Here is a 16,985-nt window from a genome sequence, read left to right on the forward strand (position 1 = left end):
GGACGGGGGGCGTCAGAGCTTGACGCGCGTGCCGTCCCAGATCTCGTGCTGCCAGATGTCGCCGAACAGCCAGTTGCCCGGGGCGTCCGGGTCCGGGCTGGTGTAGTACTCCTTCCAGGCGATCAGCAGCTCGTCGACGGACAGGCTCCCGTCACCGTCGCGGTCGAGCTTCTGGAAGGCGATGCGGCTGTTCTCCTCGGAGGTTCCGAACGCCTTCTGGAAGTTGGCGAACTCCGGGGCGTCCACGCTGCCGTCGTTGTCCTGGTCGCAGATCGCCCACAGCGCCTCGGCCAGCGGCCGGAAGCCCGCGGTGAAGCCGGCCTCGTCCTCCGCGAACGCGCGGCGCAGTCCCGTCCGCCATTCCTCGGGAGTGACCTGGCCGTCCTTGTTCAGGTCGGTGGCCGCGCTGACGTGCTGCCAGAACAGCCCGAACGCCTTGAAGAGGTCCTGCGCCTTGTCGGAGCCGAACGGCTCGCCGATGTACGCCACGATCCGGGCCGCCAGGGCCAGGGCGTCGGCGCTTTCGAGGACGCCGTCGCCGTTCTGGTCGCCGTGTCCGAAGCACACGTCGAGCTTGCGGTCGAGGAGCTGGTCAACCTCGTGCGGACTCATCTATGGACCTTCCTGTGTCGAGGCGAAGGGTATTCCGGGTCGGAAAGCGGACCCGGATGCGCCCTTAAGAAAATAGGCGACACAGGAGGGGAAGAAGGCAATTAAAGGGGCGTGCTCCGTGGTTTGGCTTCAATACATCTCTGGCCGGTGGCACCGGCTTTCGCAGTGGGCGAAGAGAGGTGTCGACCGGTCGCTGTGCATATCCAGGAGATCGTGAGTGATCAAGGAGAAAGCGGAACCGGTCGGGAAACCTGCCGACGTCGATGTTTTCCAGTCTTTTCGCTACGAAATTTTTGTATTCACGTATGTAAGTATTAAAAATAATGGGGCTGAGGCGTGGCGGCTGTTCCACGGGCGGGCCACGCGAGGCCGTCGACGGCGAGGAACGGTTCCCCGGCCACGGTCGCCGGGGTCGCCCCGGTGAACTCCATGACGTCCCGGTGCAGATGGGACTGGTCGGCATAGCCGGACTCGGCCGCGACGCGGGCCGCGCGCTCCCCCGCCACCAGGCGGTGCGCGGCGTGGTCGAAGCGGACCAGCTTCACGGCGCGCTTGGGCGGCACGCCGAGCTGCGAGCGGAACCGGGACCACAGCCGCTTGCGGCTCCATCCGACCTCGTCCGCGAGCCCGTCGACCCGGACCGGGCCGCGGCCGGCGGTGATCCGGTGCCAGGCCCAGGCCACCTCGGGGTCCACCGGCGGCCCCGCCTCGTACCGGCGGGCGAGCAGCGCGTCCGTCAGGGCGAAGCGGTCCTGCCACGACGGCGCTTCGGCGAGGCGCTCGCGGATCCGCGCCGCCTCCCGGCCCCACAGTTCGTCCAGCGGTACGACGGCGCCGTCGAGCTCGGCCGGGGAGGCGCCCAGGATCGCGCGCGCGATCACCGGGGACAGGCGCACCTGCACGCACTCGACGTTCTCCCCGCGTGCCCGGACCGCGCCGCCGGAACCGAGCCCGGGCCCGGCGGCGAGACTTCCCCGGTGCCGCCGCCCCGCGCCGCCCTCGACGACGGGCGGACCGGCGCCGAACTCCACGAGCAGCGTCACGGCCGGGTGCGGGACGATCCGCAGCGCCTCCAGGTCACGGATGCGGAACCCGGCCATGGTGACACCCGCCACCCGGCCGGGCAGCCGCGGGCACTCGACCTCCCACAGGGCCGCTCCGCGCGCGAAGGTCTCCATCCCGCCATGCTACGAGCCGGTCAGGAGGGAGCGTTCGTCCGGTCCGTCGGCGTGTACCCGCGACGGCGGCGTCAGGCCACGCCGCGGATGCGGCCGACGAGGAGGCCGCCGGCGAGGATGACCAGGGCCGCGGTCGCGTACAGGCCGGTGTAGCCGCCGAGGTGGGCGATGACCGGTGAGGCGAGCGCGGGGGCGAGGACCTGGGGGCCGGAGTTGGCGATGTTGATGACGCCCAGGTCCTTGGCGCGGTCGGCGGCCTCGGGCAGGACCTGGGTGACGAGGGCCTGGTCGACGGCGAGGTAGATGCCGTACCCCGCGCCGAGGACGGCCGCGGCGGCGAGGGCGGACGGCCAGGTGTGGATGAGGGCGAGCAGCAGCGCGGCGGCGGCCATGACCAGCGAGCAGAGGACGACGAAGCCCTTGCGGCGTCCGGCGCGGTCGGACAGCACCCCCACGGGGATGGCCGTGAGCGCGGCGCAGAGGGTGTAGACGACCGTGAGGATCAGTACGCCGGTGCCGGGGTCGCCGTAGTGGACGGCGTCGGCGAGGAAGTAGAACAGGTAGAGGGTGCCGAGGGCGTTGCCGAGGTTGATCAGGAACCGGGTGAGCCAGGCCCAGGCGAAGTCGGGGTGGAGCCGGGGGCTCACCCAGAACGAGCGGGCGAAGGCGCGGGCGTCGAAGGCGGGGCGCAGCTCCCGGGGCAGGGCCGGTTCGGTCTGGCGCAGGGCGAAGGGGAGGGCGAGGACGACGGTGAGCACGGCGAGCGTGACGTAGCCGGACCCGACGCCGGTCACCATCAGCGTGGTGATCAGCGCGCCGAGGACCAGGCCGATGGACTGCATGAGGCCGGTCCAGCCGGAGACCACCGCGCGCTGGCCGAGCGGCACGCGGTCGGCGATCGGGGTGGTGACCCCGGCCAGCATCGCGTTGAGGCCCGCCTGCGCGAGGCACCAGCCGACGGCGACCCCCGCCACGGTGTGCTGGGTGGCGGTGGCCGCGAGGCCCGCCGCCCCGGCGAGCGCCCCGCCGAGGATCCAGGGACGGCGGCGGCCGAACCGGCTCGTCGTCCGGTCCGACCACGCGCCGGCGAGCGGGTTGGCGAGCACCGCGACGAGCGCGCCGAGGCCGGTGACGAGCGACAGGGCGGTGTTCTTGTCCTGCGGGTCGATGTGCTCCAGCTGGAGCGGCAGCAGGATCTGGATGGGCGTCATGAACGCCATGAAGACGGCGAGGGTGGCCAGCGAGAGGCCCGCCGTCCAGCCGGCCGTGACCGGGACGGTGGGCTCGGCGAAGACGGCGGGGTCGTCCTCGGCGGCCGCTTCCGGGGCGTGGGTCATGATGACTCCGCCGCTCAGGGCCGGTGGGAGGCGATGAGGCCGCGGTACCAGTCGAAGCTCGCCCGGGGCGTGCGCAGCCCGGTGGCGAAGTCGACCTCGATCAGGCCGAAGCGCTGGTGGTAGCCCTCGGCCCACTCGAAGTTGTCGAGCAGCGACCAGGTGAAGTAGCCGCGCACGTCCACCCCTCGGGCCAGGGCGTCCGCGACCGCGGCGATGTGTCCGGCGAGGTAGTCGATGCGCGCCTGGTCGTGCTGCCCGGCCGGCTGCGAGCAGCCGCTCTCGGTGATCCATACCGGCGGAAGGGCGTCGCCGTAGCGGTCCTTGAGGCCGGTGAGCAGCTCCGTGAGCCCGTCGGGGACGACCGGCCAGCCGAACGAGGTCCGCTCGTACGTCTCCTGAGGCTCAGTCAGATCGAAGGGCAGGCCCGCGGCGGGATCGGCCGGGGCGGTCACCCAGGTCGGGTTGTAGTAGTTGATGCCGAGGCCGTCCAGCGGCGCGGCGATGGTGGCGAGGTCTCCGTCGCGCACCACCCCTCCCCAGCTCGGATCGGTCATGCCGTACGCCGAGAGGTCGGGGTAACTCCCCAGGAGGACCGGGTCGTTGAACATCAGATTGTGCAGGGTGTCGTACGCCGAGGCCGCCGCCGCGTCCACGTCCCGCCGGGTGTCCGGGCGCAGGCGCACGGGCGTGCAGTTGTTGGCGATCAGCACCTGGCCGTCGGGAACGGCGGCCCGCAGCGCCGCGGTCGCGAGACCGTGGCCGAGCAGCTGGTGGTGCGCGACGGGCAGCGCGTCCAGCAGCAGGGCGCGGCCCGGGGCGTGGACGCCGAAGCCGTAGCCGAAGGACATGTGGATGAAGGGCTCGTTCAGGGTGATCCACCGCTTGACCCGGTCGCCGAGCCGGTCGGCCGTCACCGCCGCGTACTCCGCGAACCGGTGCGCGGTGTCGCGGTTCAGCCAGCCGCCCTCGTCCTCCAGGGCCTGCGGCAGGTCCCAGTGGAAGAGGGTGGGGGTGGGCTCGATCCCGGCGTCGAGCAGCGCGTCGACCAGCCGGTCGTAGAAGTCGAGGCCGCGCGGCTCCACCTTGCCCGTGCCGGCCGGCAGGACGCGCGGCCAGGACACCGAGAAGCGGTACGCGTCGAGCCCGAGCCGGCGCATCAGCGCGACGTCCTCGTCGAGCCGGTGGTAGTGGTCGCAGGCGACGTCGCCGGTGTGGCCGTCGCGGACGGCCCCGGGGCGCCGTACGAAGGTGTCCCAGATCGAGGCGCCCTTGCCGTCCTCGTCGGCCGCGCCCTCGATCTGGTACGCGGCGGTCGACGCGCCCCAGACGAAGTCGCCCGGAAGTCGGGGGAGTCGGGTGGGGTCGGTGGGGCTGGTTGTCACGGGCACCTGCCTTCGCTGCTGCGCTCGCCGTCCGAGGTGGGCCGCACCGTAACATGAACGCGCGTTCATGTTCTATGGCTGGAGCGGGGCCGGATTCACCCGTGCGCGGCCGTCAGCCGGTCCCTCAGGTCCTCCCAGTAGCGGTCCAGCATCCGCCTGAGCTCCTCCACGGTCTCCAGGTCCGGCTCGCCGCCGCCCTTGAACGCCTCGTGCAGCACGGCGTTGGCGGCCCACACCACCATCCGCGTCGCCCGCCGCGCCCGCTCGCCGCCGGGCCCGCCGGTCAGGTGCTCCACGATGCGCAGCAGACCCTCGGAGACCAGCGCGTTGCTCGCCTCGTCGGCCCGGGCGAGCTCGGGACTGAGGTGCCGCCCGGCCCACAGCGCCATGCCGCCCGGCTGGGACCGGAACAGCTCGCTGTAGACCTCGACCACCGTGCCCACCAGGTCGGTCAGCTCACCCGCGACGGCCCGCTCGACGAGCCCGTCGATGGCGGTCTTGAAGCCCTCCAGATAGCGCCGGCCGAGCGCGTCCACGACGGCGCCCTTGTCGGGATGGAACTGGTAGATGCTGCCCACCGGGACGCCCGCCTCCTCGGCGATCCGCCGCATCGTCAGCGCCTCGTACCCCTCCTGGGACAGGAGCCGGTCGGCCGCCCCGAGGATGGCCTCGACCCGGGCCCGGCTGCGCGCCTGCCGGGGCTGTCTGCGCAGCCGCGGCTCCGGCTCCGTCGCTTCCGTCATCACATGCTCCCGGTCGTCCGGCGGTCCAGTGCGGGGAAGCGTACCTTCTATCGCCAATCCGCATTGTTCCTAGAATGGGCCCGTGGAGGACATCGAAGCGATCGCGGTGCTGCAGGATCCTGTACGGCGCCGCCTGTACGAGTACGTCGTGGCGCAGGGCCGGGAGGTCGGCCGCAACGAGGCCGCCGAGGCGGCCGGGGTGGCGCGCACGCTCGCCGCGCACCATCTGGACAGGCTGACCGGGGCGGGGCTCCTGGAGAGCGGCAGCCGCCGTCTGTCCGGCCGCTCGGGGCCGGGGGCCGGGCGCCCCGCCAAGGTCTACACGCGGGCGCGTGGCGAGCGCTCGGTGTCGCTGCCCGCCCGTGACTACCGCACCGCCGCCGAGCTCCTCGCCGAGGCCGCCGAGCAGGCCGGGCTCGACGCCGGGCTCTGCGCGGCGGCGCGCCGCCGGGGCGAGGCCCTGCGCGGCTCGGCGGGACCCTGCGGCGGCCTCGAGGAGGCCATGGAGACGCTGGCGGCCCGCGGCTACGAGCCGTACGCGGCGGACGGGGCCGTCCGGATGCGCAACTGCCCCTTCCACGCCGTCGCCGAGAGCTTCCCGCCGCTCGTCTGCGGCATGAACCTCGCACTCCTCGAAGGGCTGCTCGGCGTGGAGGGTCCCGTACGCGCGCGCATGGACGCCCGCCCGGGGGAGTGCTGCGTGGTGGTCGAAGCTTCTAAAAACAACGATGATTGACATAGAAAAGCGGCCCGTGCTGGGATGAGGCCATGACCGCATCCCCGCACGCCCTCCACCTCGCCCAGCTCAACGTCGCCAGGCTCCGCTTCCCCCTCGACGACCCGCGCGCGGCGTACTTCGTCGAGATGCTCGACCCGGTCAACGCCGCGGCCGACGCCGCCCCCGGCTTCGTCTGGCGGCTCGTGGAGGACGGGGAGGCCGACGCCACCGGCATGCGCCCGCTGGGCGAGGACGTCATCGTCAACCTGTCGGTCTGGGAGAACCAGGAGGCCCTGTGGGACTACGCGTACCGCAGCGGGCACCTGGAGGTGATGCGGAGACGACGTGAGTGGTTCCACCGGCACGCCGAGGCGCACATGGTGCTCTGGTGGGTCCCCGCCGGCCACGTCCCCACCGTCGCCGAGGCCCTGGAGCGGCTCGCGGACCTGCGGGAACACGGGCCGTCCCCCCGGGCGTTCACCTTCACCTCCGCGTACACCGCCGCCGAGGCCGCCGAGCACGCGCCGGACGGGGACTCGGCGGCGGTCTGAGGAAGCGGTCCCCGGCGCCGGCCGCGTACGCGCGGGGACCGGGTCAGCCGGCGGTCCCGTTCACGGCGTCCTCGATCAGGTCGACGACGGCCTGGGGCTGGGACGCCAGGGAGGCGTGACTCGCGTCGAGTTCGACGGTCTTGCGCGGGTTGATGCGCGCGGCCATCCGGCGCTCGTTGTCGGGGTGGATCGCGTGGTCCTGGGTGGAGACCTGGTACCAGCTCGGCTTGCTGCGCCAGGCGGGCGCGGTGATGGTGTCGCCGAAGGTGGAACCGACCGGCGCCTTCTGGGTGACGGCCATGACCAGGGCCTCGTCGGGGGTGAGGTCCTGACAGAAGGTCTGGTGGAACTCGTCCTGCTTGATCCACAGGTATCCGTCGGAGTCCGGGACGATGCCGGCGACTCCTGCCGGCGGCATCTCCTGGGTGATTCCGCCCGGGCTCTCGCCGGCGTCGGGCGCGAAGGCGGCGATGTACACGAGGGCGGTGACGTTCGGCAGGTCGCCCGCCTCGGTGATGACGGCGCCGCCGTACGAGTGGCCGACGAGGACGACCGGGCCGTCGACCTGCCTGACCATCTTGCGGGTGCGTTCGGCGTCGTCGGCGAGCGAGGTGAGCGGGTTCTCGACGGCGCGGATCCTGTCGTAACCGCGCTTGTTCAGTTCGACGATGACCTTGGCCCAGTGGGCGGCTCCGCCCCAGAAGCCGTGGACGAGGACGATGGTGGGCTTGTCACTCATGGCGTTTCTTCCTCCGGCGTCAGCAGGTGGCTTCGGCGGCCTCGTCGATGAGGCCGACGACGGTCTCGGGGTGGGACATCATGGCGACGTGGGAGGAGTCGATCTCCACGGTGCGGGAGCCCGCCCGCCGGGCCTCGAAACGCTCCAGGTCCGGGGCGATCGCCTTGTCCTGCCGGGCGACGAGGAACCAGGACGGGATCGTCTTCCACGCGGCCGCCTGGGCCTTCTCGGCGAAGCCGGCGGCCGTGATCGGGCGCTGCTCGACCGCCATGAGCCGGGTCTGCCGCTCGGGCAGATCAGCGGCGAAGACGCTGTGGAACCTGTCGTTCTGGATGTACAGATCGGTGCCGCTGCCCGCGCTGTCGGTGTACGGGACGGGGCGCACGGCCGTTCCGAGCTCGCTGCCCGGGAACTTGACGGAGAGCTCGGCGGGTGACTCGCCCTTGTCGGGCATGAACGCGGCGACGTAGACGAGCGCCTTGACGTTCGGGTTGCCCGCCGCGGCGCTGCTGATGACGGCGCCGCCGTAGGAGTGGCCGACCAGGACGACCGGGCCCTCGATGCTCTTGAGGACGCTCGCGGTGTAGGTGGAGTCGTTGCTCAGGCCGCGCAGCGGGTTGGCGGGCGCGACGACCTCGTAGCCCTGGTGCCGGAGGTGCTCGGCGACCGCGTTCCAGCCGGAGGCGTCCGCGAAGGCGCCGTGCACCAGGACGACGGTCGGCCTGGCGCCGTGGCTGCTCCCGGCGGCGGCCGCGGAGGGGGCGGTCACGGCCGCCGCGGCGATGAGGAGGGCGAGCGCGCCGGCGGCGCGCCGGGACGAGGCGAGCGGGGACATGCAGGCTCCTTGCGTGGGGGCGTCACCGGGAGTGAGTCTGCTGCCCCGCGTCCGGCGCGGCGCGGTGCGCGGTCCAAGGGGGTGACGGGTGGCACCCGGTCAGTACAGGGCGGCTCCCATGGGGGACTCCTCACCCGTGACGTACGCGCGGATCGACGCCAGGTACTCGGCGCGGCCGACGCGGCCGTCCCCGTCGCCGTCCAGCGCGTCGAAGGCCGCGTCGGCGTTGTCGGCCCGGTTGCCCAGCGCCTGGCGCAGCAGCGTGAACTGCGTGCGGTCCAGGGCGCCGTCCTGGTCGGCGTCGGCGAGGTCGAACAGGGCGCCCAGGGCGTACTGGCAGATGTTGTCGAACTTCTCCGCGTCCACCCAGGCGATGTACTCCTCGTACGTCATCACGCCGTCGCCGTTGGCGTCCATCGCCGCCCAGGCGCGTTCGCCCGTGGTGCGTGCGGCGACGACCAGGGGGTCGTCGTCGCCGCGCCCGGTCGCCCGCTGGGCCCGTTCGATGCGGACGAAGTAGTCGTGCTTCGAGGCGACTCCGTCCCCGTCGGTGTCCAGCATCGCGTAGATGCGGGCCTTCGGGGTCACGAGGGCCTGAGGGATCGGCATGACGGATCTTCCTTCGCTCATGGGGACGTACCGCTGCCCATGATCGGCGGCAGAACCCTTCGCGCGCGGACGACCCGCCAGCCGGCCCCCGGACGAGTGGTCGATCAGGCCGCTCCCACCAGATCGCGCGTCAGCTTCATCAGGCGCTCGCGCGCCCCCGTGTCGTACGCCTGCTCGTGGGCCCGTGTCTCGGTGAACCGGTCGAAGTACCGGCCCGTGACGGTGGCGAGCTCCGGGTCCAGGAGGAGCCGTGCGGTCGGCCGGACCCCCTCCTCCGTGGTGGTGACGGGAGCGAGCCCGTACGCGCGGACGCCCTCCGTGTCCATCAGATGGGCCGGGTGCAGGGCGTTCACCGTCACGCCGGTGCCCGCCAGCTCGCCGGCCAGCTCGAAGGTCGCCATGATCATGGCCAGCTTGCTCCGGCAGTAGGCGCGCAGTCCCTCGTAGTCCCGCTCCAGCATCACGTCGTCGAAGTCGATCGCCTCCTGCCCGATCGAGGCGACGTTGACGACCCGCGCCGGAGCGGAGGCGGTGAGCAGCGGCAGCAGGGCGCGGGTGAGCGCGTACGGGGCCAGGTGATTGACCGCGAAGCGGAGTTCATGGCCCTGGCCGCTCAGCTCCCGGACGAGCGGCCGCGCGCCGCCCCCGGCCACCGCGTTGTGGATCAGGCCGTCGAGGTGCGGCTCCGCCGCCCGGATCCGGGCGGCCATCGCCCGTACCTGGTCCAGGTCGGAGAGGTCGGCGAGATACGTACGGACCGTGGTGCCGGGACCGGCGGCCCGGGCCTCGGCGGCCACGGCCTCAAGACGTTCGGCGTTCCGGCCGTGCAGGAGGAGGGTGTCGCCGAGGGGCGCCAGGTCGAGTGCGAGCGCGTGCCCCATGCCCTGGGTGACGCCGGTGATCAGAGTGGTGCGCTGGGTCATGGCGACCACGCTGGCACCGATCGGCGGCCCGACGGCAGTGTGTGTCACACCTGGTGTCGACACCACCAGGCTGACGGCACGTCGGCGAGGGGCCGGCCGGCCCCTCGCCGTACGCGGCCCGTGCTCAGCGCAGGTCGAACCGGTCGAGGTTCATCACCTTGTCCCACGCGGCCACGAAGTCGCGGGCGAACTTCTCACCCGCGTCCGCGGACGCGTACACCTCCGCGAGGGCCCGCAGCTGCGAGTGCGAACCGAAGACGAGGTCGACGGGGGTGGCGGTCCACCGCACCTCGCCCGTGGCGCGGTCGCGGCCCTCGAAGACGTTCTCGTCGTCCGTCGACGCCTTCCACTCCGTGCCCATGTCGAGGAGCTGGACGAAGAAGTCGTTGGTCAGCGACTCCGGCCGGTCGGTGAAGGCGCCGTGCGGCGATCCGCCGAACCCGGTGCCGAGGACCCGCATGCCGCCGACGAGGACCGTCATCTCGGGCGCGGTCAGCGTCAGCAGGTTGGCGCGGTCGAGGAGAAGGGTCTCCGGCGACAGCTTCTCCCCGGCCCGGAGGTAGTTGCGGAAGCCGTCCGCCCGCGGTTCGAGCACCGCGAACGACTCCACGTCGGTCTGCTCCTGCGAGGCGTCCGTGCGCCCCGGCGCGAACGGGACGGTGATGTCGTACCCGGCGTTCTTCGCGGCCCGCTCGACCGCCGCGCACCCGCCGAGGACGATCAGGTCGGCGAGCGAGATCCTCGCCCCGCCGGAGCCCTCGAAGTCCGCGCGGATCCCGTCGAGGACCTCGATCGTCCGGGTCACCTCCGGCAGGTCGTTGACCTCCCAGTCCTTCTGCGGGGCGAGCCGGATCCGCGCCCCGTTCGCGCCGCCGCGCTTGTCGGTGCCGCGGAAGCTCGCGGCCGACGCCCAGGCGGTGGTGACCAGCTGGGAGGGGGAGAGCCCCGAGTCGAGGATCCTGGCCTTGAGGACGGCGACGTCCGCCTCGCCGACCAGCGGGTGGTCGACCGCGGGGACGGGGTCCTGCCAGAGCTGCGGCTCGGGGATCCACGGTCCGAGGTAGCGGGAGAGGGGGCCCATGTCGCGGTGGAGCAGCTTGTACCAGGCCCTGGCGAAGGCGTCCGCGAGCTGGTCCGGGTTCTCGTGGAAGCGCTTCGCGATCGGCGCGTAGACCGGGTCGAGCCGCAGCGAGAGGTCCGTCGTCAGCATCATCGGGGCGTGCCGCTTCGAAGGATCGTGCGCGTCGGGCACCGTGTCCTTCGCCGACGGGTCCTTCGGGGTCCACTGGTGGGCGCCGGCGGGGCTGGTCGTCAGCTCCCACTCGTACCGGAACAGGTTGTCCAGGTAGCCGTTGTCCCACTTGGTCGGCTCGTTGGTCCAGGCCCCTTCGAGCCCGCTGGTGAGCGTGTCGACGCCCTTGCCGCTGCCGTACGAGTTCCGCCAGCCGAGGGCCTGCTGCTCCATGGGGGCGGCCTCGGGCTCCGGGCCGATGTACTGCGGGTCGACCGCGCCGTGGCACTTGCCGAACGTGTGGCCGCCGATGATGAGCGCGACCGTCTCCTCGTCGTTCATCGCCATGCGCCCGAACGTCTCCCGGATGTCCCGGGCGGCGGCGACCGGATCCGGATTGCCGTTGGGGCCCTCCGGGTTGACGTAGATCAGGCCCATCTGCACGGCGCCGAAGGGGCCGGTGAGCTGCCTGTCGCCGCTGTAGCGCTCGTCGCCGAGCCAGGTGTCCTCGGGGCCCCAGTAGATCTCCTCGGGCTCCCAGACGTCCGGGCGGCCGAAGCCGAAGCCGAAGGTCTTGAACCCCATGGACTCCATGGCGCAGTTCCCGGCGAAGACCAGCAGATCGGCCCAGGAGATCCTCCGCCCGTACTTCTGCTTGACCGGCCACAGGAGCCGGCGCGCCTTGTCGAGGCTCGCGTTGTCCGGCCAGCTGTTGAGCGGCGCGAAGCGCTGGGCGCCGCGCCCGCCGCCGCCCCGGCCGTCGGCGATGCGGTACGTGCCCGCCGCGTGCCAGCTCATCCGGATGAACAGGGGCCCGTAGTGGCCGTAGTCGGCGGGCCACCACTCCTGGGAGTCCGTCATCACCGCGAAGACGTCCCGCTTCAGCGCCTCGACGTCGAGGCCGGCGAACTCCTTCGCGTAGTCGTACTCCTCGCCCATCGGATCGGACAGGGGCGAGTGCTGGTGCAGGACCTGGAGGTCCAGCTGGTTCGGCCACCAGTCCGTGTTGGTCTTGGGCCGGGTCTCGGTGGGGGTGGGGGAGGCGATCGCCGGGTTCTCGCTGTCGCTGCCGGGCACGTGGGTCCTTCTTCCGCTCATCGTGACGGTTTCGGCGTCCGTCATGCTCGCCTACGGCGGACCGCGGATCCGTCAGAACACGCAGAGCCCCGCCAACCGACGGAAATGATCGGAAGGAGGGACTTTCCGACCGCAGGCCGCGCGACCCCGCGAGTAGACTCCGAAGTGGATCCGGAAGCGCGCTCCGTACGTCCACCGCGACGCGGGAGAGGAGGCGCGCCATGTCGCCCCGCCGAAGGCTCGCCGGAAAGAGCGTCCTCGTCCTCACGACGAACTACGGGACGGAAGAGCGCGAGCTGCGAAAGCCGGTGGCCGTCCTGCGGGAGAACGGCGCCCGGGTCACCATCGCCGCGCAGAAGGACGAGGCGGTCCTGACCCTCGTCTCCGACCGCCGGCCCGGCGCCCTCGTCCAGCCGGACACGACGCTCGCGAAGGCGACGGCCGCCGGGTACGACGCCGTCCTCGTGCCGGGCGGCACCGTGAACGCCGACCGGCTGCGGACCGACGCCGACGCGCGACGCCTCGTCTCCGCCTTCGCCGCCGCCGGCAGACCGGTGGCCGCCATCTGCCACGGACCGTGGCTCCTCGTCGACAGCGGACTGGCCAGGGACCGCGAGCTGACCTCGTACCCCTCGATCCGCCCCGATCTGGAGAACGCGGGCGGCACCTGGCGGGACCGGGAGGTCGTCGTCGACACCTCCGGAGCCCATCCCCTCGTCACCTCCCGCCGGCCGCGCGACGTCGACGCCTTCGCCGCCGCGCTCGTCCGCCTCCTCGACGCCGGCGGTGACGCGGAGCCACCCGGAAACTGAACGGCGGTCAGCGCGCCCGCCCCGCCCCGGCGCCCGCCCGTCCCGGCAGATGGTCGGGATTCGGTGAAACCGCGCGGCTCCTCGTACCGTCCTCTCAGCAGGGAGACGGACGAACCGGGGGAGTGGGGATTTCATGGGGCAGGGCAAGTACACCACGCACATAGCCGTGGTGGCGTCGGCGCTCGGGCTGAGCCTGGCGGTGTGGGGCGCCGCGGCGCTGATGGACAACGAGGCCGCCGCGGGGATGGGGCGGACACCGGCCTCGCAGACACCGGCCGGGGCGCCCAGGACGCCGGCCCAGGTGCGGCCGCAGCAGGTGCCCGTGAGCATCGCGCACGCCGCCGAGGCCGGGGGCACGGCCGTGAACATCACCATCGACGACGGGCCCGACCCGCGCTGGACGCCCCAGATGCTCGACATCCTCAAGCAGAACGGCGTCAAGGCCGTGTTCTGCATGGTCGGCCCGATGGCCCAGCAGCACCCCGACCTCGTCAAGAGGGTCGTCGCGGAGGGCCACCGGCTCTGCGACCACACCATGTCCCACGACACGACGATGGACAAGAAGCCCGTCGCGTACCAGAAGAGCGAGATCTTCGACGCGAAGAAGATGATCGAGGACGCGGCCGGGGGAGCCCGGATCGACTACTACCGCGCGCCCGGCGGCGCGTTCACCCCGGACAGCCGCAAGATGGCCGCCGCCGCGGGGATGCGGCCGCTCGGCTGGAACGTGGACACGAAGGACTTCGAGCAGCCGGGCACGGCCTCGATCGTCAACACCGTCAAGACCGAGCTGTCCAACGGGCCCACGATCCTCTTCCACGACGGCGGCGGCGACCGCGGCCAGACCGTCGCGGCCCTCCGGCAGGTGCTGCCCTGGCTCAAGCAGAACGGACACACCTTCAGCTTCCCGGTCCGCACCACGCCCTGAGCCCCCTCCGCTCCCCCCACGGCCCGAAATCCGCATGCACCGGGCCGTGCGGGGCTGGCAGCATGCCCGAATGGTCCACACCCTCGAACGTCTGGTCGTCCGGCACACCCGCCGCCTCCCCCTCCCCGCGGCACCCGCCGGAGGCGGAGACGGCGACGTCGCGGCCCGGCAGTTCGACACCGCCCTGATGGCGGTCGGGTTCAAGCTGTCGGCCGGACTGCTCGAAGAACTGTCCCGGCTGCCGCGCGAGACGGTCGTCGCCGTCGCCGCCCGCACCTTCGACACCGTCCGCGAGATGGCCGGCGACCACGTCCGGCACAACGTGTACTTCATCGACTTCCCGGCCAACGTGCCCGACACCTTCGACTTCTGGCGGCGCTGCGTCGCCGAGGCCCTCGACGACGACACCGCGCGCCCCGGGATCCTGGAGCAGCTGCGGGCCGGCGTGCTCGACCTCCTCACCCTCCCCTCGTACGGCACCCACCGCCACACGTACGAGCGGATGCTCGCCGCGCACGACGAACTCATCGCCGCGGCGGGCGACCGCGTGACGGTCCTGCACCCCGGCGGCACCCTCGACGACGAGGCCACCGCCCTCTACCTGTCCCTGGCAGCAAGCACCACCCCGCTCGGCGACGAGCACCTGCGCGACCTCGCCCTCCTCGCCGCCCACCGGGCCGACGGACCGCAGCCCGAGGCGATCCCGATCCGGGAGAGCCGCGCCGTCGTCAACCGGGCCCGGCTCGAGGCCGGCGCGCCCCTCCTCCTGGACACGGTCACCGACGTCCTGCGCCTGGCCTGCGCCCTCTCCGACGGCGACGTCGCCCTGCGCGAGCCGACCCGGTTCCGCGCGCTGTCCCGGCCCGTCCGCCGCGCCCTGCTCGGCGGCCTCGACGCCGTCGTCGCCGAAGCCCCCGCGAAGCTCGGCGACGTCGCCGGGCACCGCGAGGCGTGGAAGCGCCTCGGGGAGCGGCTGCACCCGCACGAGTACCCGCGGTGGCCGGGTGCCGCCGAGGTGTTCGCCGTCGCCCGGGGCGAGCGGAAGGCACCCTCCTTCGACAGCCGCGTCGAGGAACTCCTCGGTCTCGGCGACGTCGTCGGGGCGGCCGAACTCCTGACGTCCGCCCCCGGCAGGCTGCTGCGCGCCCTGGACCGGCTCCTGCGCGCGGCGGACGGGCCGAAGGAACTCGACGCCGTCCTCGCCGCGTTCGAGCGCGCCGTCCCGAAGGTCTCCGGCCGCGTCGTCCTCTCCCTCCGCGAGCACGTCCAGAACCGTGCGGGGACGGCGGGGGACCGGCGGATCTTCGTCAACCGGCTCGGGGCCGCCTGGGTCACCGCCGACACCCGCCCGCCGCTGCCGCCCGCCGTGCGCGAGCGCCTCTGCGCCGTCCTCGACGCCGAGACGCGGCGCCGGCTCCCCGCCCCGGGACGCCTCCTCGTCGATCCCGCCGTCCTGGACGTGGCGCTCCCGCTCAGCGGCCGGGCGACCGCGGCGGGCCTCGGCGTCCTGCCGCGCGGCTCCGTCTCGCCCGTCGAGGGCGAGCTGCTGCGCTTCTTCACGTACTGGAAGCAGACCGCGCGCTCCACCGACTACGACCTGTCGGCCCTGGTCCTGGACGCCGACTACGCGACCGTCACCTGGCTCTCGTACACGGCGCTCACCGACGTCGAGGGCCGGCACTCCGGCGACATCACCGACGCGCCCGACGGCGCCTCGGAGTTCATCGACCTGCGGCTCGGCGCGGTCCGCGGCAGCTACGTCGTCCCGCAGGTGAACCTCTACTCCGGCGAGGACTTCGAGGAGGTCGAGGAGTCGTTCTTCGGCTTCATGCTGCGCGAGACCGAGCAGCGGGGCCGTCCGTTCGAGCCGCGTACGGTCCGGATGAAGTCCGATCTGCGCGGGCCCGGCCGGGTCGCGCTGCCGCTCGCTTTCGAGCGCGGCGAGGACGGCGGCTGGCGCGCGCGGTGGCTGCACCTGTACCTGCGGGGCAACCCGTCCGCGAACCGGGTCGAGGAGAACCGGGCGTCGGTCGCGGTCCTGCTCCGGGGCCTGCTCGCCCGCACCCCGCTGACGGTCCGCCACCTCGTCGGGCTGATGGGCACCGACGCCACCGTCACGACCCGGTGGGACGGCTCGACGCCGCCGGACGGGCCCGTCACGTACGTCGGTCTGGAGCGGCCCGAGGGCCTGCCGCCGGGCTCGCGCGTGTTCACCCCCGAAAATCTGCGCGACCTGATCCCCGCCTGACTGCTACGGTCGTCCCGGGCGAGGCCATGAGGAGGCTTCCTTCTCAAAACCCCTTGAAATAGCCTCTTCGCTCTCCTCGCCCCTTCTTCTCGACGGCGGGACCCCCGTTCGGGCGGTGAGAACCGTGAGAGCGGGGGCCGACCGTGTCCCCCGGCAGGCCGGCCCGTTGTGAGGGTGTGACCTCAACACGACGCATCTCCTCGATCCTCGCCGTCGCCGCCGCCTTCTCGTGCCTCGGCGCGTCCGCGGCGACCACCGCGAGCGCGGCCGAAGCCTCCGGCCCGCTCGGTCCCAAGATCAACCCGATCAGCGAGCTCGACGCCCTCGCCACGACCGGCATCCCCGAGGAGTCCCGCGGGCAGTTCCCCGGCATCGCCGGACAGCTGAACGGCCTCGACCGGCTGAACGAGCTGGGGCAGCTGCACCAGCTGACCGACCTGGCCGCGCCGGCCACCGGCCTGCTCCCCGCGATCTCCACCTGACCGACCCGACACACCACCCGACGCGAAGGCCCGGTGCCCCGGAGGCACCGGGCCTCGCCGTGTCAGGCCTCCCGTACGGGGTGCTTGCTCAGGATCGAGACCCGGTTGAAGGCGTTGATGGTGATCGCCACCCAGATGACCGCCGAGATCTCGTCGTCGGTCAGGGAGCCGCGCGCGGCCTCGTAGGCGCGCTCCTGCGCGAGGGCGTCGGCGGGGGCGGTGACGGCCTCCGCGAGGGCCAGGGCCGCGCGCTCCCGCGCCGTGAAGAGCGCGGTGTCGCGCCAGGCGGCGAGCACGCCCAGGCGGCGGGTCGTCTCGCCGGCGCGCAGGGCGGCCCGGGTGTGGACGTCGAGGCAGTACGCGCAGCCGTTGATCTGGGACACGCGGAGGTTGACGAGCTCCACCAGGATGCGGTCGAGTCCCGCGTCGGCGGCCGTCGTGCGCACGGCGTCGGCCGTCTGGACCAGCGCGTGGTACGCCTTGGGGCTCTGCTTGTCGACGTAGACTCGCCCGTCCGCCGGGGCTCCTGCCGTGTCACTCACCGTGTGCTCCTTCCCGGGACCCGACGGCCCCGTCCGCG

At 72.7% G+C, this 16,985-nt stretch carries 17 protein-coding genes; 6 read left to right on the forward strand and 11 right to left on the reverse strand.

From position 1 onward, the window contains the following. Nucleotides 1–12: 12 nt before the first annotated feature. The 5 genes from ACFYUS_RS06690 to ACFYUS_RS06710 form a co-directional block, all read right to left on the reverse strand. The gene (locus tag ACFYUS_RS06690; RefSeq protein ID WP_388846618.1) at nt 13–612 is read right to left on the reverse strand and encodes an EF-hand domain-containing protein; all 600 of its coding nucleotides are present in this window, start codon (nt 610–612) and stop codon (nt 13–15) included. 314 nt (nt 613–926) lie between these two features. After that, nucleotides 927–1,790, reverse strand: a complete 864-nt coding sequence (locus ACFYUS_RS06695; RefSeq protein WP_388846620.1) for a helix-turn-helix domain-containing protein — start codon at nt 1,788–1,790, stop codon at nt 927–929. Between the two features lie 71 nt (nt 1,791–1,861). Next, entirely contained in the window at nt 1,862–3,127 is a 1,266-nt protein-coding gene (locus ACFYUS_RS06700) for an MFS transporter (RefSeq protein WP_388846622.1), read from the reverse strand. Between the two features lie 14 nt (nt 3,128–3,141). Next, nucleotides 3,142–4,515: a GH1 family beta-glucosidase gene (locus ACFYUS_RS06705; RefSeq protein WP_388846624.1), complete on the reverse strand. Its 1,374-nt coding sequence runs from the start codon at nt 4,513–4,515 to the stop codon at nt 3,142–3,144. Between the two features lie 89 nt (nt 4,516–4,604). Continuing rightward, the gene (locus ACFYUS_RS06710) at nt 4,605–5,252 is read right to left on the reverse strand and encodes a TetR/AcrR family transcriptional regulator (RefSeq protein ID WP_388846626.1); all 648 of its coding nucleotides are present in this window, start codon (nt 5,250–5,252) and stop codon (nt 4,605–4,607) included. Between the two features lie 82 nt (nt 5,253–5,334). Between ACFYUS_RS06710 and ACFYUS_RS06715 the strand changes: the two genes are divergently transcribed. Both ACFYUS_RS06715 and ACFYUS_RS06720 read left to right on the forward strand, forming a co-directional pair. After that, complete coding sequence (locus tag ACFYUS_RS06715) at nt 5,335–5,988, forward strand: helix-turn-helix transcriptional regulator (protein ID WP_388846628.1); 654 nt, start codon at nt 5,335–5,337, stop codon at nt 5,986–5,988. Nucleotides 5,989–6,020: 32 nt separating this feature from the next. After that, nucleotides 6,021–6,521 (forward strand): DUF3291 domain-containing protein, encoded by a 501-nt coding sequence (locus ACFYUS_RS06720; protein ID WP_388846630.1) that lies wholly within the window; start codon nt 6,021–6,023, stop codon nt 6,519–6,521. Between the two features lie 43 nt (nt 6,522–6,564). Here the strand turns inward: ACFYUS_RS06720 and ACFYUS_RS06725 are convergent, their stop codons facing one another. The 5 genes from ACFYUS_RS06725 to katG form a co-directional block, all read right to left on the reverse strand. Next, a complete protein-coding gene (locus ACFYUS_RS06725) occupies nt 6,565–7,260 on the reverse strand; it encodes an alpha/beta hydrolase (RefSeq protein ID WP_388846632.1) in 696 nt (231 codons plus the stop codon). 19 nt (nt 7,261–7,279) lie between these two features. After that, entirely contained in the window at nt 7,280–8,095 is an 816-nt protein-coding gene (locus tag ACFYUS_RS06730; RefSeq protein ID WP_388846634.1) for an alpha/beta fold hydrolase, read from the reverse strand. Nucleotides 8,096–8,194: 99 nt separating this feature from the next. Then, nucleotides 8,195–8,704, reverse strand: a complete 510-nt coding sequence (locus tag ACFYUS_RS06735) for an EF-hand domain-containing protein (protein ID WP_388846636.1) — start codon at nt 8,702–8,704, stop codon at nt 8,195–8,197. Between the two features lie 104 nt (nt 8,705–8,808). Beyond that, nucleotides 8,809–9,627 carry an SDR family NAD(P)-dependent oxidoreductase gene (locus ACFYUS_RS06740; RefSeq protein WP_388846638.1) on the reverse strand — a complete coding sequence of 273 codons (819 nt, stop codon included), beginning with the start codon at nt 9,625–9,627 and terminating at the stop codon, nt 8,809–8,811. 124 nt (nt 9,628–9,751) lie between these two features. Further along, complete coding sequence (gene katG / locus ACFYUS_RS06745) at nt 9,752–11,956, reverse strand: catalase/peroxidase HPI (protein ID WP_388846641.1); 2,205 nt, start codon at nt 11,954–11,956, stop codon at nt 9,752–9,754. A gap of 200 nt (nt 11,957–12,156) precedes the next feature. On the opposite strand from katG, the gene ACFYUS_RS06750 reads away from it, so the two are divergent. The 4 genes from ACFYUS_RS06750 (at nt 12,157) to ACFYUS_RS06765 (ending at nt 16,405) form a co-directional block, all read left to right on the forward strand. Further along, nucleotides 12,157–12,747 (forward strand): DJ-1/PfpI/YhbO family deglycase/protease, encoded by a 591-nt coding sequence (locus ACFYUS_RS06750; RefSeq protein WP_388846643.1) that lies wholly within the window; start codon nt 12,157–12,159, stop codon nt 12,745–12,747. A gap of 133 nt (nt 12,748–12,880) precedes the next feature. After that, nucleotides 12,881–13,675 carry a polysaccharide deacetylase family protein gene (locus tag ACFYUS_RS06755; RefSeq protein WP_388846645.1) on the forward strand — a complete coding sequence of 265 codons (795 nt, stop codon included), beginning with the start codon at nt 12,881–12,883 and terminating at the stop codon, nt 13,673–13,675. Between the two features lie 70 nt (nt 13,676–13,745). Next, nucleotides 13,746–15,923 (forward strand): hypothetical protein, encoded by a 2,178-nt coding sequence (locus ACFYUS_RS06760; RefSeq protein WP_388846647.1) that lies wholly within the window; start codon nt 13,746–13,748, stop codon nt 15,921–15,923. Nucleotides 15,924–16,099: 176 nt separating this feature from the next. Continuing rightward, on the forward strand, nt 16,100–16,405 hold the full coding sequence (locus ACFYUS_RS06765) for a hypothetical protein (protein WP_388846649.1): 306 nt from the start codon (nt 16,100–16,102) through the stop codon (nt 16,403–16,405). Nucleotides 16,406–16,467: 62 nt separating this feature from the next. On the opposite strand, the gene ACFYUS_RS06770 is transcribed toward ACFYUS_RS06765, so the two are convergent. Further along, entirely contained in the window at nt 16,468–16,947 is a 480-nt protein-coding gene (locus ACFYUS_RS06770) for a carboxymuconolactone decarboxylase family protein (protein WP_388846651.1), read from the reverse strand. Nucleotides 16,948–16,985: the final 38 nt, after the last annotated feature.

The organism is Streptomyces sp. NPDC004284 (assembly GCF_042874035.1).
Lineage (GTDB): Bacteria > Actinomycetota > Actinomycetes > Streptomycetales > Streptomycetaceae > Streptomyces.

Excerpts from the sequence above, each read along its gene's own strand:
- ACFYUS_RS06690 (WP_388846618.1), bottom strand. The coding sequence starts at position 612 with ATGAGTCCGCACGAGGTTGACCAGCTCCTCGACCGCAAGCTCGACGTG.
- ACFYUS_RS06735 (WP_388846636.1), bottom strand. The coding sequence starts at position 8,704 with ATGCCGATCCCTCAGGCCCTCGTGACCCCGAAGGCCCGCATCTACGCG.
- ACFYUS_RS06700 (WP_388846622.1), bottom strand. The coding sequence starts at position 3,127 with ATGACCCACGCCCCGGAAGCGGCCGCCGAGGACGACCCCGCCGTCTTC.
- ACFYUS_RS06760 (WP_388846647.1), top strand. The coding sequence starts at position 13,746 with ATGGTCCACACCCTCGAACGTCTGGTCGTCCGGCACACCCGCCGCCTC.
- katG (WP_388846641.1), bottom strand. The coding sequence starts at position 11,956 with ATGAGCGGAAGAAGGACCCACGTGCCCGGCAGCGACAGCGAGAACCCG.
- ACFYUS_RS06755 (WP_388846645.1), top strand. The coding sequence starts at position 12,881 with ATGGGGCAGGGCAAGTACACCACGCACATAGCCGTGGTGGCGTCGGCG.
- ACFYUS_RS06695 (WP_388846620.1), bottom strand. The coding sequence starts at position 1,790 with ATGGAGACCTTCGCGCGCGGAGCGGCCCTGTGGGAGGTCGAGTGCCCG.
- ACFYUS_RS06725 (WP_388846632.1), bottom strand. The coding sequence starts at position 7,260 with ATGAGTGACAAGCCCACCATCGTCCTCGTCCACGGCTTCTGGGGCGGA.
- ACFYUS_RS06740 (WP_388846638.1), bottom strand. The coding sequence starts at position 9,627 with ATGACCCAGCGCACCACTCTGATCACCGGCGTCACCCAGGGCATGGGG.
- ACFYUS_RS06730 (WP_388846634.1), bottom strand. The coding sequence starts at position 8,095 with ATGTCCCCGCTCGCCTCGTCCCGGCGCGCCGCCGGCGCGCTCGCCCTC.
- ACFYUS_RS06710 (WP_388846626.1), bottom strand. The coding sequence starts at position 5,252 with ATGACGGAAGCGACGGAGCCGGAGCCGCGGCTGCGCAGACAGCCCCGG.
- ACFYUS_RS06720 (WP_388846630.1), top strand. The coding sequence starts at position 6,021 with ATGACCGCATCCCCGCACGCCCTCCACCTCGCCCAGCTCAACGTCGCC.
- ACFYUS_RS06750 (WP_388846643.1), top strand. The coding sequence starts at position 12,157 with ATGTCGCCCCGCCGAAGGCTCGCCGGAAAGAGCGTCCTCGTCCTCACG.